Source organism: Micromonospora sp. NPDC005707 (assembly GCF_040631005.1).
Taxonomy (GTDB): Bacteria; Actinomycetota; Actinomycetes; order Mycobacteriales; family Micromonosporaceae; genus Micromonospora.
In genome coordinates, this window is record NZ_JBEXYR010000008.1 from 159,681 (window position 1) to 172,349 (window position 12,669).

The 12,669-nt window shown below is 72.9% G+C and carries 11 protein-coding genes; 5 read left to right on the plus strand and 6 right to left on the minus strand.

Annotation, left to right across the window (positions count from 1 at the left end):
* Nucleotides 1-120: 120 nt before the first annotated feature.
* Both ABZ452_RS18160 and ABZ452_RS18165 read right to left on the minus strand, forming a co-directional pair.
* Entirely contained in the window at nt 121-1,125 is a 1,005-nt protein-coding gene (locus ABZ452_RS18160; RefSeq protein WP_357943993.1) for a hemolysin family protein, read from the minus strand.
* Nucleotides 1,118-2,425: a hemolysin family protein gene (locus ABZ452_RS18165; RefSeq protein ID WP_357943995.1), complete on the minus strand. Its 1,308-nt coding sequence runs from the start codon at nt 2,423-2,425 to the stop codon at nt 1,118-1,120. The genes ABZ452_RS18160 and ABZ452_RS18165 overlap by 8 nt, the downstream gene beginning before the upstream one ends.
* 107 nt (nt 2,426-2,532) lie before the next feature.
* On the opposite strand from ABZ452_RS18165, the gene ABZ452_RS18170 reads away from it, so the two are divergent.
* Entirely contained in the window at nt 2,533-3,210 is a 678-nt protein-coding gene (locus ABZ452_RS18170) for a GPP34 family phosphoprotein (RefSeq protein WP_357943997.1), read from the plus strand.
* Between the two features lie 68 nt (nt 3,211-3,278).
* Here ABZ452_RS18170 and ABZ452_RS18175 read toward each other — a convergent pair whose 3' ends face one another.
* Together ABZ452_RS18175 and ABZ452_RS18180 are read right to left on the minus strand one after the other, a co-directional pair.
* On the minus strand, nt 3,279-5,477 hold the full coding sequence (locus tag ABZ452_RS18175; protein ID WP_357943999.1) for a (Fe-S)-binding protein: 2,199 nt from the start codon (nt 5,475-5,477) through the stop codon (nt 3,279-3,281).
* Between the two features lie 191 nt (nt 5,478-5,668).
* Nucleotides 5,669-5,932, minus strand: a complete 264-nt coding sequence (locus ABZ452_RS18180; RefSeq protein ID WP_151462593.1) for a cell division protein CrgA — start codon at nt 5,930-5,932, stop codon at nt 5,669-5,671.
* A gap of 231 nt (nt 5,933-6,163) precedes the next feature.
* On the opposite strand from ABZ452_RS18180, the gene ABZ452_RS18185 reads away from it, so the two are divergent.
* The 4 genes from ABZ452_RS18185 to ABZ452_RS18200 are packed head-to-tail and all read left to right on the plus strand — an operon-like array spanning nt 6,164 to nt 9,384.
* Entirely contained in the window at nt 6,164-6,970 is an 807-nt protein-coding gene (locus ABZ452_RS18185) for a DUF881 domain-containing protein (protein ID WP_357944002.1), read from the plus strand.
* A complete protein-coding gene (locus ABZ452_RS18190) occupies nt 6,967-8,448 on the plus strand; it encodes a class E sortase (protein WP_357944004.1) in 1,482 nt (493 codons plus the stop codon). Before ABZ452_RS18185 ends, ABZ452_RS18190 begins: the two co-directional genes overlap by 4 nt.
* Nucleotides 8,449-8,450: 2 nt before the next feature.
* Complete coding sequence (locus ABZ452_RS18195; protein ID WP_357944006.1) at nt 8,451-8,729, plus strand: hypothetical protein; 279 nt, start codon at nt 8,451-8,453, stop codon at nt 8,727-8,729.
* Between the two features lie 4 nt (nt 8,730-8,733).
* Entirely contained in the window at nt 8,734-9,384 is a 651-nt protein-coding gene (locus ABZ452_RS18200) for an aminodeoxychorismate/anthranilate synthase component II (RefSeq protein ID WP_357944008.1), read from the plus strand.
* Nucleotides 9,385-9,468: 84 nt separating this feature from the next.
* Here the strand turns inward: ABZ452_RS18200 and pknB are convergent, their stop codons facing one another.
* Together pknB and ABZ452_RS18210 are read right to left on the minus strand one after the other, a co-directional pair.
* Nucleotides 9,469-11,295 (minus strand): Stk1 family PASTA domain-containing Ser/Thr kinase, encoded by a 1,827-nt coding sequence (pknB, locus tag ABZ452_RS18205; protein ID WP_357944010.1) that lies wholly within the window; start codon nt 11,293-11,295, stop codon nt 9,469-9,471.
* Complete coding sequence (locus tag ABZ452_RS18210) at nt 11,292-12,668, minus strand: protein kinase (protein WP_357944012.1); 1,377 nt, start codon at nt 12,666-12,668, stop codon at nt 11,292-11,294. The genes pknB and ABZ452_RS18210 overlap by 4 nt, the downstream gene beginning before the upstream one ends.
* Nucleotide 12,669 lies beyond the last annotated feature (1 nt).

A 12,669-nucleotide genomic window follows, 5' to 3' on the forward strand; every position in this document is an offset into this window, starting at 1 on the left:
TCGAGGCAGACGACCCAGAGGCGGTCGGTGCCCCACATTAGGGAAGGCACGGGGGTGGAATCAAGGCGACGTTTAGTTCAATCACGTCTGCGCAACCGCTTGCACACCAAGGGTATTCGTTTACTTGCCAACGATCGCGGTCAATACGTCGTCGAGCGTCACCACACCCAGCGGTCGACGGCCGTCACTCACCAGCACCATGTGCCGGCGCTCGCGGCGCATCGAGAGCAACAGGTCGGCCAGCGTACGGTCCGGCGGCACCACGGCCAGCGGCCGGTAGATGTCGGCCGGCACCGGCGCCCGGCGGGTGGCGCCCGCGTAGCCCAGCACGTCCTTCACGTGGACGAAACCGAGCACCCGGCGGGTGGACCGCTGCACCACCGGGAAGCGGGACCGGCCGGTGCGGGTGGCCAGCACCTCCAGCGACGCCGGTGAGACGTCCTCGGCCACCGTGGTCACCGTCGACCAGGGCTGCAGGGCGTCGGCGGCCGTCCGGCTGTGCAGGGCCAGCGCCCCGGTGATCCGCGCGTGCTCCTCGGCGTCCAGCAACCCCTCGGTGCGCGCCTGCGAGACCAGGCCGGCCAACTCCTCCGCGGTGAACACCGTCTTCACGGCGTCGGTCGCCTCCACCCGCCACAACCACAGCACCTGCCGGGCCGACCACTTCATGGCCAGCAGCAGCGGCTTGGTGGCCAGGCAGAAGGCGAGCATGGCCGGCCCCAGCCAGAGCGCCGACGGCTCCGGGCCGGCCAGGGTGATGTTCTTCGGCACCATCTCGCCCACCACGGTGTGCAGGAAGACCACCACACCGAGGGCGATCACGAAGGCCACCGGGTGCACCGCCGAGGCGGGCAGGCCGAGCGCCTCGAACGGCGCCTCCAGCAGGTGGGCCAGCGCCGGCTCGGCGATCGCGCCGAGGCCGAGCGAGCAGACCGTGATGCCGAGCTGCGCCCCGGCGATCATCAGCGGGATCTGGTTCATCGCCGACAGCGCCCACCGGGCCCGCTTCGAGGTCGCCGCCAGCGGTTCGAGCACCGTACGGCGGGAGGCGATGAGGGCGAACTCGCTGCCCACGAAGAAGGCGTTGCCGAGCAGCAGCACCAGGGCGATCAGCAGTTCACTCACCGTCGTCGGGCTCCTCGGGCCGGACCACCCGCACCTGCTCGATCCGGTGCCGGTCGACCTCCACCACGGTGAACTCGTACCCGGCCTCCTCGACCGTCTCGCCCGGCACCGGAATGTGCCCGAGCCGGGCCATCAGAAAGCCGGCCAGGGTCTCGTACGGCCCCTCGGGCAGCCGGAAACCGGTCTGCTCGACCAGCTCGTCCTCCCGGAGCACGCCATCCACCAGCACAGTGCGCTCGCCGCCCGGCACGGTCAGCTCGACCGGCCCGGCATCGTCCACCGCGGCCGGGTCGAACTCGTCGGCGATCTCCCCGACCAGCTCCTCGACCAGGTCCTCCACGGTCACCACACCGTCCGTGCCGCCGTACTCGTCAACCACGATGGCCAGGTCGGCGCCGGCGTCCTTGAGCGCGGCCAGCACCCCGTCGAGGTCGAGGCTCTCCGGGACGTACACCGGTTCGCGGGCGACCGCGCCGACCGTGGTGGCGGCCCGGCTGGCGAGCGGCACCCCGAGCGCGTCCGGCACCCCGGCCACGCCGGTGACCAGGTCCAGCGTCTCCTCGTAGACCGGGAACCGGGTCCGGCCGGTCTGCCGGGACAGGTCGAGCAGCTCGGCGACCGTCGCGGTGGCCCGCAGCGCGATCACGTCGACCCGCGGCGTCATCGCCTCGGCGGCCCGCTTGTCGCCGAACCGAATGGTGCGGCGCAGCAGCATGGCGGTGTCCGGCGGCAGCGCGCCGGCCCGGGCCGAGATGGCGGCGAGCAGTCCCAGCTCCTCCGGGGACCGGGCGCTGGCCAGCTCCTCCTGCGGCTCCACGCCGAGCCGCCGGACCAGCCGGTTGGCCGAGTCGTTGAGCAGCCGGATCAGCCAGCCGAAGGTACGGGAGAAGGTGCGCATCGGTCCGGCGGTGCCGAGCGCGGTGGGCATCGGGCGGGCCAGCGCGAGGTTCTTGGGCACCAGCTCGCCGAAGAGCATCGAGATGAGGGTGGCCAGCGCCAGGGCGAGCAGCCCGGTGAACCGTTCGGCCCCGCCGACCGGGCGCAGCAGCGGGGCGAAGAGGCGGGACAGCGCCGGTTCGGCCAGGTAGCCGGTGAGCAGCGCCGTGATGGTGATGCCGAGCTGGGCGCCGGAGAGCTGGAAGGACAACTCGCGCAGCGCCCGGCGGACCGTGGTGGCCCGGCCGTCGCCCTCACCGGCCCGCCGGTCGATCTCCGCCCGGTCGACGGTGACCAGGGCGAACTCGGCCGCGACGAAGAACGCGTTGCCGGCGGTCAGCAGCACGAAGCCGACCAGGGGCAACAGCGCGGTAACCAGCAGGCCGTCGATGAGCGAGATTGTTCCACGGGCCGGCAGCGGGCACGAGCCGGCGGCCGGCTGGCTGGCGACCCGGACGTAGCGTGGGTCGCATGAACCGCCTGCTGCTCACCGACGAACTGGTCCTGCTCGCCTACGACGACGGCGGCACCAACCGGCTCGGCCGGCCGCACCTGGACTACGGCCTCGCCGGGGCCGTCCTGCTGGAGCTGGCCCTGGCCGGCCGCGTCGAGGTGACCGGCGGCCGGCTCGCGGTGACCGACCCCGCCCCGACCGGCGTGCCGCTGCTGGACCGGGCGCTCGCCACCGTCGCCGGGGACCGGCCGCGCAAGCCGAAGGACTGGATCGGCAAGCTGGCCAAGGGCCTGCCGGACCGGGTGCTCGACGGCCTGGTCGACGCCGGGGTGCTGCGCCGCGAGTCGGACCGGGTGCTGTGGGTGTTCCCGCGTACCCGCTATCCCTCGCCCACCGGTGCGGAGCCGGCGGTGGAGACGGCGGCCCGGGAGCGGATGCTCGCCGCGCTGGCCGCCGCCGGCCCCGTGGACGCGCGGACGGCCGCGCTGCTCACCCTGACCCGGGCGGTCGGCCTGGACCGGAAGCTCTTCCGCGAGCTGCCGAGGGACCGGGTCAAGGCCCGCCTGGCCGAGATCGCCGCGGGCGACTGGGCCTCCGCGGCCACGAAGAAGGCGATCGAGGAGACGCAGGCCGCGGTGCTGGTGGCGACGACCGCTGCCGCCACGGCCGCCATCGCGACCACGACGGTCTCCTGACCGGCGACGGCGGCGGCACCCTCGTGGGTGCCGCCGCCGTCGTGGTTCAGCTCTTCCGGGGGTACGCCTCAGCCGGCGACCGTCTCGGTCTCCTTCTCGCCCGCCGGGGCGTCCGGCTTGACCGAGCGGAGCAGCACGCTCGCCACGTCGACCACCTCGACCTGCTCGCCGGCGCCCTTGCCGTTGACACCGTCGTTGAGCATCGTCGAGCAGAACGGGCAGCCGACCGCGATGGTCTTCGCCCCGGTGGACATGGCCTCCTCGACCCGGTCCACGTTGATCCGCTTGCCGATCTTCTCCTCCATCCACATCCGGGCGCCGCCGGCGCCGCAGCAGAAGGAGCGCTCGCTGTTGCGCGGCATCTCGGTCAGCTCGCCCTGAATCGAGTCGCCGAGCACCTCACGCGGGGCGGCGAAGATCCGGTTGTGCCGACCCAGGTAGCAGGGGTCGTGGTAGGTGACGCCGCCGTCGACGGGCTGCACCGGGGTGAGCTTGCCGGCGGCCACCAGGTGGGCCAGCAGCTGGGTGTGGTGCACCACCTCGAACTCGCCGCCGAGCTGGCCGTACTCGTTGCCCAGGGTGTTGAAGCAGTGCGGGCAGGTGGCGACGATCTTCCGCTTGCTCTTCTCCCGGCCCTCGAACGCCTCGTTCAGCGTCTCGACGTTCTGCTGGGCGAGCATCTGGAAGACGAACTCGTTGCCGATCCGGCGGGCCGGGTCACCGGAGCAGGTCTCGCCCTCGCCGAGGATGGCGAAGGAGACGCCGGCCTCGTTGAGCAGCGTGGCCACCGCGCGGGTGGTCTTCTTGGCCCGGTCCTCGAACGCGCCGGCGCAGCCGACCCAGAACAGGTACTCGAAGTCGTCGACCTCGCCGACCCGCGGCACCTCGAAGCCGAGGCCCTTGGTCCAGTCCTCGCGGGTGTTCTGCGGGGCGCCCCACGGGTTGCCCTTGTTCTCCAGGTTGCGGAGCATGACGCCGGCCTCGGACGGGAAGCTCGACTCGATCAGCACCTGGTAGCGGCGCATGTCGACGATGTGGTCGACGTGCTCGATGTCCACCGGGCACTGCTCGACGCAGGCGCCGCAGGTGGTGCACGACCAGAGCACGTCCGGGTCGATGACGCCGCCCTCCTCGGCGGTGCCGATCAGCGGCCGGTCGGCCTCGGCGAGGGCCAGCACGTCCATGTGGGCGAGCTGCGCGGCGGTGGCCTTCTCCTCGCCGGTCAGGTCCTTGCCTCCGCCGGCCAGCAGGTACGGCGCCTTGGCGTACGCGTGGTCGCGCAGGCTCAGCACGAGCAGCTTCGGCGACAGCGGCTTGCCGGTGTTCCAGGCCGGGCACTGCGACTGGCAGCGACCGCACTCGGTGCAGGTGCTGAAGTCCAGCAGGCCCTTCCAGGTGAACTGCTCGACCTGGGCGACACCGAACTGGTCCTTCTCCGGGTCCGCTTCCTCGAAGTCGAGCGGCTTGCCCTCGCTCGTCATGGGGCGCAGCGGGCCGAGGCCGGAGCCGGCCGGCTTCTCCGGGTCGCGCTTGAAGAAGATGTTCGGGAACGCAAGGAACCGGTGCCAGGCGACGCCCATGGTGACGTTCAGCGAGATCACGATGAGCCAGGTCATCGAGATGGCGATCTTGATGAGGGCGGCGACGCTGACGCCGGCCGTCCAGGCCGGGAGCGCGGCGCCGACCGCGTGACTCAGCGGGGTGGCCCAGACCGGGTACTCGAAGTGGTCGGTGGCGACCTTGAAGCCGCGGATCACGAAGCCGAAGATCAGGACCAGCAGCACGACCCACTCGACGAAGTAGCCCTGCCACATGGTCGATCCGGTGAACCGGGAGCGGCCGCCCGGCCGGGTGGGCCGGTTGCGCAGCCGGATGCCCATCAGCACCAGGATGCCGGCCAGGCCCAGGATCCCGATCCACTCGGTGGCCAGGCCGAAGACCGTCCAGTGCCCGATAATCGGGAGCCCGCCGCCGGGGGTGACCACCTCGAAGTACGCCTCGAGCACCAGCAGCGACAGCACGATGAAGCCGACCATCACGAACCAGTGCGCCGCGCCCACCACGCTCCACTTGAGCATGCGGGTGTGGCCGGCGGTCTCCACCAGCATCTTCTTCGTGCGGGCGCCCTTGTCGTCGAACCGCTCCGGCGCGGGCTGGCCGAGCCGGATGACGGCCGTCATCTTCATGACCGCGCGCACCGCAAGCCACACCGCCACGGCGGTGATGGCGGCCGCGAGGATCGTGGTGACGATCTGGACGCTGCCCATCGAGTTGGCCTCCCGGTCTGCTGCTTGTCAGTGCAGCCTACGCGCAAGGTTACCCAGCAGTAACGTGAGTCATCTCGCATCCGGCCACGCCGCCCTGCCGACACCTTAGGGGCAGCGGGCGCCGGGCGCCGGTCAGGGGCGTCCCGGCGTGACGTACGCCCTCGGTCGCAGGGCGGCGGAGCCGGTCGGGGTCAGCGCCAGCGGGAGAGCAGGATCAGCGAGGAGACCATCGCGCCGAAGCCCACGGCGAGGTTCCAGTAGCCCCACGTCGCGACCGGGTAGGCCTGCTCGGAGAGGTAGTAGATGACCAGCCAGCCGATGCCCACCACGATCAGCGCGACCGCGGTGATCGGCAGCCAGACCGGGCTAGGCTTGCGCGTCGCCGCCGTCGCCGTCGGACGCACGTCCGTCGGCGGGGTGTACACCTTCTTCTTGCGGACCTGAGACTTGGGCACGACGCTCTCCAGAGGGGGGTACGACCTCGTCCGGCCTGACAACCGGGCGCGGGGGCGACGGTCCATGGCCAATAATGTTCGACAGCTAGCGTAGTCCCGACAGACCCTACAGGCCACGAATGGGGTCAGGCCGGTGCACGGAGTGACCGAAAAGAGCGGGACTTTTCGGGTCGAGCAGACCGGTCCGCGCCGTCGCGGGCCGGAACGAGACGACGGGAAAGGGAACGCCCGGTGGAGTACACGTCCGGCGCCGCCTCCTGGCAGAAGGTCCTCCGGCGCGCGGTGGTCGGCCTGCTGCCGCGCCGGCCGCGCCAGCGCCGCCCGGGCTGGTCGATCGGCGTACCCCTGATCGCCGCCGCGGCCGGGCTGCTGTTCACCACGACCGCCACCACCGCCGGCGGCACCGCGCTGCGGGAGGACCGGCGTCCCCAGCTCACCCAGTTGATCGAGGACCGACGCGAGCAGGTGGCGGCCAGCGAGGCGAAGGCCGCCCGGCTGCGCGCCGAGGTCGAGGAGCAGACCGGCGCCCTGGCCGGCGCCGACGGCCCGATCAAGGCACAGCGGGACCGGGCCGCCGCCACCCGGCAGGCCGCCGGGTTCACCGCGCTCACCGGCAACGGCATCACCATCGAGCTGAACGACGCGCCCCGGCGCGCCGACCAGCCCTTGCCCAAGGGCGCGAGCAACGACGACCTGGTGGTCCACCAGAGCGACGTCCAGGCCGTCGTGAACGCGCTCTGGGCGGGCGGCGCGGAGGCCATGTCAATCATGAACGTGCGCGTGCTCAGCACCAGCGCGGTACGCTGCGTCGGTAACACTCTGCTGCTGCACGGCCGGGTGTACTCCCCTCCTTTCAAGATCGTGGCTATCGGCGACCCCGCCGCGTTCCAGCGGGAACTCGCCGCGTCCAAGGGAGTCCGGTTGTTCAGGGAAGCCGTCGACCACTACCAGCTCGGCTACTCCGAGACCGTCTCCACGGTCACCGTGCCGGCATTCGAGGACTCGACCGCGCTGCAGTCGGCGAAGGTGCCGCGGTGAGCCGGGACGACCCCCGGGACCGGGACGGCCGCCACCGCGACCAGAGCGACGACGCGACCGCCTTCCTGCCGAAGGTCGACCGGCCGGCACCCGCGCCGCCCCGCCCCCCGCTCGACCTGCCCTGGCCGGACCAGGCGGCGCCGCCCCCGGTCAGCGAACAGCGGCCGGCGCGCCCGCCCGCGGCCCCGCCGCCGGTCTGGCCCGGCGATCGGAACCGCCCGCCGGCACCCGACGGTCAGCCGGCCTGGCACCAGCGCGACGGCGGCCCCGACGGGCCGACCAGACCCCCTGCCGAGCCCGGGCGCCGGCCCGACGCGGCACGGCCGACGTCTCCTGCGGACGCGCCGACCGCGTTCATCCCCCCGCTCGGCGAGCGGCCGGAACGCCGCCCCGCCGCCGGGCCGCTGCGTCCCGGCGCGCCGGGAGCCGGCGTACCGCGGTCGGCCGGCCCGGCCGACGGCGGCCCGCCTCGACCGACGGCGACCGGCCCGGCGGTCCCGGGAGCGACCGGCCCGGCGGTACCGGGAGCGACCGGCCCGGCGGTACCGGCGGCGACCGGCCCGGCGGACCCGGGGGCGACCGCGGTGATCCCGGCCGTCAGCCGCCCGCCGGCCCGTCCGGCGGCGCTGGACCACACCGCGCTGATGGGTGCCGTGCCCCCGGTCCCGGACACCGGCGACGGCGACCCGGCCGGCGCCCCGGCCGAGCCGCCGCAGCCCCGCCGCGGCGAGCGCGTGGTGCAGCTCCGGCCCGAGCAGACCGGCGAGGGGTACAAGAGCGTCTACTCCGAGCTGACCCGGCCCACCGTCGGTTCCCGGCTGCGGGGGATCGTGCGCGGCACCGGCGAGGTGCTGATCACCTTCGGCCTGGTGGTGCTGCTCTTCGCCGGCTACGAGATCTGGGGCAAGGCGGTGATCGTCGACGCCCACCAGAACGACCTCAGCAGCCAGCTCGCCCAGGAGTGGGGGGCGGACCCGACGGTCGCGCCGTCGACCGGGCCGAGCGTCAAACCGAAGCCGCCCGCCGAGGGCAAGCCGGTCGCCGGGCTCTACCTCCCCAAGTTCGACAAGCACTGGGTGGTGGTCGAGGGCGTCAGCCCGGACGACATCCGGTACGCCCCGGGCCACTACCCGAAGAGCGCCATGCCGGGCCAGGTGGGCAACTTCTCCGTCGCCGGCCACCGCATCCGGGCCACCTTCTGGCGCCTGGACGAGCTGCGCCCCGGCGACGCCGTCGTGGTCGAGACGCAGACCGAGTGGTTCATCTACAAGGTCTACCAGCAGCGGATCGTCAAGCCGTACCAGGTCGAGGTCGTCGCGCCGGTGCCGGGCAAGCCGACCGAGCGGCCGAGCGAGAAGCTGCTCACCCTGACCACCTGCAACCCCAAGTTCGACAACTACCAGCGGCTGATCATCCACGCCCGGCTGGACCACGTCCAGGCCAAGACGGCGGGCCGCCCGGCCGAGCTGGAGGGCTGAGCGTGTACGGATGGATCTGGCGGAAGCTCCCGCTCGGGCTCCCCGGAAAGCTGATCGGCTCGGTGCTGCTGGCGGCCGCGACGGTCGCCCTGCTCTGGTTCGTGGTCTTCCCGTGGGCCGAACCCCTCCTCCCCTTCGACGACGTGCAGGTCACCCAGGACTCCGGCGTGCCGGGCGACGACGGCGGCGGGCTCACCGAGCCGACCGAGCGGCCCTCCGAGGAGGAGATCCCGTACAGCACCGAGTCGAACAACGCCCCGCCCTCCACCCCGAGCAGGTGACCCGATGCGCGTCCTCGTGATCGACAACTACGACTCGTTCGTCTTCAACCTCGTGCAGTACCTCGGCCAGCTCGGCGTGGACTGCGAGGTGCGGCGCAACGACGAGATCGAGGTGGCCGAGGTGGGCCGGGCGGGCGCCGACGGCGTGCTGCTCTCGCCGGGGCCGGGCAGCCCCGACCGCGCCGGCATCTGCCTCGACGTGATCAAGGAGTACGCCGGCAAGCTCCCCCTCTTCGGGGTCTGCCTCGGTCACCAGGCCATCGGTGAGGCGTTCGGCGCGACCGTGACACGGGCGCCGGAGCTGCTGCACGGCAAGACGTCCGAGGTGCGGCACAACGGGGTGGGGGTGCTCGCCGGCCTGCCTGACCCGTTCACCGCCACCCGGTACCACTCGCTCGCCGTGCTGCCCGAGACGCTGCCCGACGAGCTGGAGGTCACCGGCCGGACCGGCTCCGGCGTGGTGATGGCCATGCGGCACCGCACCCTGCCCATCGAGGGCGTCCAGTTCCACCCCGAGTCGGTGCTGACCGAGGGCGGCCACCTCATGCTGGCCAACTGGCTGGCCGTGTGCGGCTACCCGGAGGCGCTGGAGCGGGCCCCGGAGCTGGCCGCCGAGGTGGACGCCCGCCGCCGGGCCGCGTTCGCCGCCGCCTGAGGCTTCGCCTTACGCCCGATGCGCGAAGTGGCGGTGTTCCGGGTCGACCGGGCACCGCCACTTCGCCTGTCTGGAGCTGTCGGGTCAGGGCTGGCTGAACCTCGTCGGCGGCGTCATGGTCGGGAACGGGAAGCCCCCGCCACCGCCGCTGCCGGGGGTGGTCGGCGTCGTGCCCGGCGACGGGGTGCCCGGGCTGGCGCTGTCGGTCGGCTCCGGCAAGGGGACGTCCACGTAGATAGTCACCCGCTCGCCCCGAGGCAGCTTCTGATTGCCCTTGGGGGTCTGTCGGCTGACCTTGCCGGCCTTGTCCGGTGTGACCTCCTCGCCGTCCAGCGTCCGCACCTGGTAACCCGCGTTCTTCAGCAGCCGGACCGCCTGGTCCTCGGGGAAGCCGATAACGTCCGGCACCTCGTTGACGTTGCCCCGGGAAACCTTGACCTTCACCTCGGTCCCCGCGGAGACCGTGCTGCCCTCTTGGGGGTCGACGTCGACAACGGTCCCCTTGGGCAGGCTGCTGTCGACGTCGTCGGAATCGACCTTGAGGTCCAACTTCTCCAGCTGCTGCCTCACGTTGGTGAACTGGGAGTTCACCAGCCCGTCCGGAATGGTGACCTGCTTCGGGCCGCCACAGATCTGGACCGAGACCACGCTGTTCTTGTCCACCCGCTGACCGAACGCCGGGTTCTGGCCGACCACCGTGCCCCTGTCGCACGTGGTGTTCTGCACCGGCTCGCCGGGCGTGAACCGCAGCCCGGCCTGGGTGAGCGCGGCCTGCGCCTCGGCCTGAGTGCGGCCCTGCAGCTGCGGCACGGAGACCTTCTCGGCGCCGGTCTGGTTGAGCCAGAGCGCGGTGGCCAGGGCGATCACCGCGAGCACGCCGAGCGCCGCGAAGGTGGCGATCACCCAGGCCGAGCTCTTCCGCTTGCGCGCGTCGCCGACCCGGGCCGGCGGCTGCTGGCGGTTCTGCGGGCCCATCACCTGGGTCTGCTGGTAGCCGCCGCCGGCCGCGGCCGGCGCCATCGGCATGGTCTCCTCGGCCGGCATGACCGGGGTGGCCAGCACGGGCCGGCCCGCGGCGGCGCGGAGCAGGTCCGCCCGCATCTCGCCGGCGCTCTGGTAGCGGTTCAGCGGGTTCTTGGACAGCGCCTTGAGGACGATGGCGTCCACGGCCGGGTTGACGTCCGGGTTGATGGTGCTCGGCGTCGGCGGCGTCTCCCGCACGTGCTGGTAGGCGACGCTGACCGGGCTGTCCCCGACGAACGGCGGGTGCCCGCAGAGCAGCTCGAACAGCACGCAGCCGGCCGCGTAGACGTCGGAGCGGGCGTCGACCGCCTCGCCGCGCGCCTGCTCCGGGGAGAGGTACTGCGCCGTGCCGATGACCGCGCTGGTCTGCGTCATCGTGGTGGCGCCGCTGGCCAGGGCCCGGGCGATGCCGAAGTCCATCACCTTGACCTGGCCGGTCTGGGTGAGCATCACGTTGCCGGGCTTGATGTCCCGGTGGATGATGCCGTGCCGGTGGCTGAACTCCAGCGCCGCGCACATGTCGGCGCAGATCTCCAGCGCCCGGCGCGGCTGGAGCCGGCCCTCGGCGCCGAGCACCTCCTTGAGGGTCCGCCCGTTGACGAACTCCATGACGATGAACGGCAGCGTCTCGCCGGTCGGGGCGGTCTCCTCGCCGGTGTCGTACACGGCGACGATGGCCGGGTGGTTCAGCGAGGCGGCGTTCTGCGCCTCCCGGCGGAACCGCATCTGGAAGGTCGCGTCCCGGGCCAGGTCGGCGCGGAGCATCTTGATCGCGACATCCCGACCGAGCCGGAGATCGCGACCGCGGTGCACCTCCGCCATGCCGCCGTAGCCGAGCAGCTCGCCGACCTGGTACCTGCCACCGAGCAGGCGGGCCTGCGCTGTCATCGCGTCTCTCGTCCTTCGCTCGTCGTCGTCTCGCCGCCAGCCGGCTGGAGCCGTACCTCCCGACGGTACGACGTGGAAACCGGATAGTCGCCCCCGTGGGCCCGCACCGCGCCGGAGGTCACGCTCACCGGAGCAAGTGCGCCGGGGTCACCGGCCGCCGCGTTGTCCCGGATTTTGTAGGAAATCACCCCGGAACAGACAAGGACCAGCACGGCCAACACGATGGCCAGCAGCCACCGCCCGGCGTGGGACCGGCGCGGGGCGGGCGCGACCGGCGGTTGGGCGTACCCGAGGGGGTTGTGCTGCCGGGGCGGCGGAACGGCCGCCGCCCCGCGCGGCGCCACCGGTGGACGCTGCTGCGGGGGCGGCGCCACCGGTGGGCGCTGCTGCGGGGGCGGCGCCACCGCGGTCGGGCGTGACGCCATCGGCGGGCGGGCGGCCACCGCGGGCGGGCGGGGCTGCGGTCGCGTGGCCGTCGGGACCTGCGCCCGCGCGGCCGGTGCGGCCGGGGAGGCGGGTACGCCGGAGATCGGGTGGCCGCCCCGGGCCTGCTGCGACAGGGCGAGCTTGGCCTGCCGGGCGACGCTTGCCAGGGCGGCGGAGCTGGGCCAGCGGGCCGCCGGGTCCTTCGCGAGGGCCCGCTCGACGATGGCCCGGACCTGCGGCGGGATGTCGGCGGGGAGCGGCCGGGGCGTCTCGCGCACGTGCTTCATGGCGATCTCGAGCGGGTTGTCCCCCTCGAACGGCCGCCGGCCGGCCAGGCACTGGTACGCGACGACGCCGAGCGCGTACACGTCGGAGGCGGGGGTGGCGACGGCGCCGGTGGCCTGCTCGGGCGAGATGTAGGAGGCGGTGCCGAGCACCGAACCGGCGGCGGTGAGCTGGCCGACCAGGTCGGAGCGGGCGATGCCGAAGTCGGTGAGCACCAGCGTGCCGTTGGGCCGGACCAGCAGGTTGCCGGGCTTCACGTCGCGGTGCACGATGCCCTTCTCGTGCGCGGCGTGCAGCGCGTCGGCGGCCTGGGCGAGCAGGGCCATGGTGCGGGCCGGGGTGAGCCGCCCGACCCGGCTGAGCGTCGAGGAGAGCGCGTCGCCCTCCACGTACTCCATGACCAGGAAGGCGATCTGCTGGTCGCTGCCGAAGTCGTAGACGTCGACCACGCCCGGGTGGTTGATGGTGGCCATGGTGCGCGCCTCGCCGCGGAACCGCTCGGCGAAGCCCGGCTCGTCGAGCAGGGCGGGGAGCAGGCTCTTGACGGCGACGGTGCGGCCCAGCACCTGGTCGGTGCCGCGCCACACGTCGCCCATGCCACCGCTGGCGATCCGCTCGTCGAGGCGGTAGCGGTTGCCGAGCTGCACACCCGGGCTGAGCATG

What these genes read in the sequence shown, in the direction of transcription:
- ABZ452_RS18170 (WP_357943997.1), top strand. Translation starts at nt 2,533, where the DNA reads ATGAACCGCCTGCTGCTCACCGACGAACTGGTCCTGCTCGCCTACGAC.
- ABZ452_RS18175 (WP_357943999.1), bottom strand. Translation starts at nt 5,477, where the DNA reads ATGGGCAGCGTCCAGATCGTCACCACGATCCTCGCGGCCGCCATCACC.
- ABZ452_RS18200 (WP_357944008.1), top strand. Translation starts at nt 8,734, where the DNA reads ATGCGCGTCCTCGTGATCGACAACTACGACTCGTTCGTCTTCAACCTC.
- pknB (WP_357944010.1), bottom strand. Translation starts at nt 11,295, where the DNA reads ATGACAGCGCAGGCCCGCCTGCTCGGTGGCAGGTACCAGGTCGGCGAG.
- ABZ452_RS18210 (WP_357944012.1), bottom strand. Translation starts at nt 12,668, where the DNA reads ATGCTCAGCCCGGGTGTGCAGCTCGGCAACCGCTACCGCCTCGACGAG.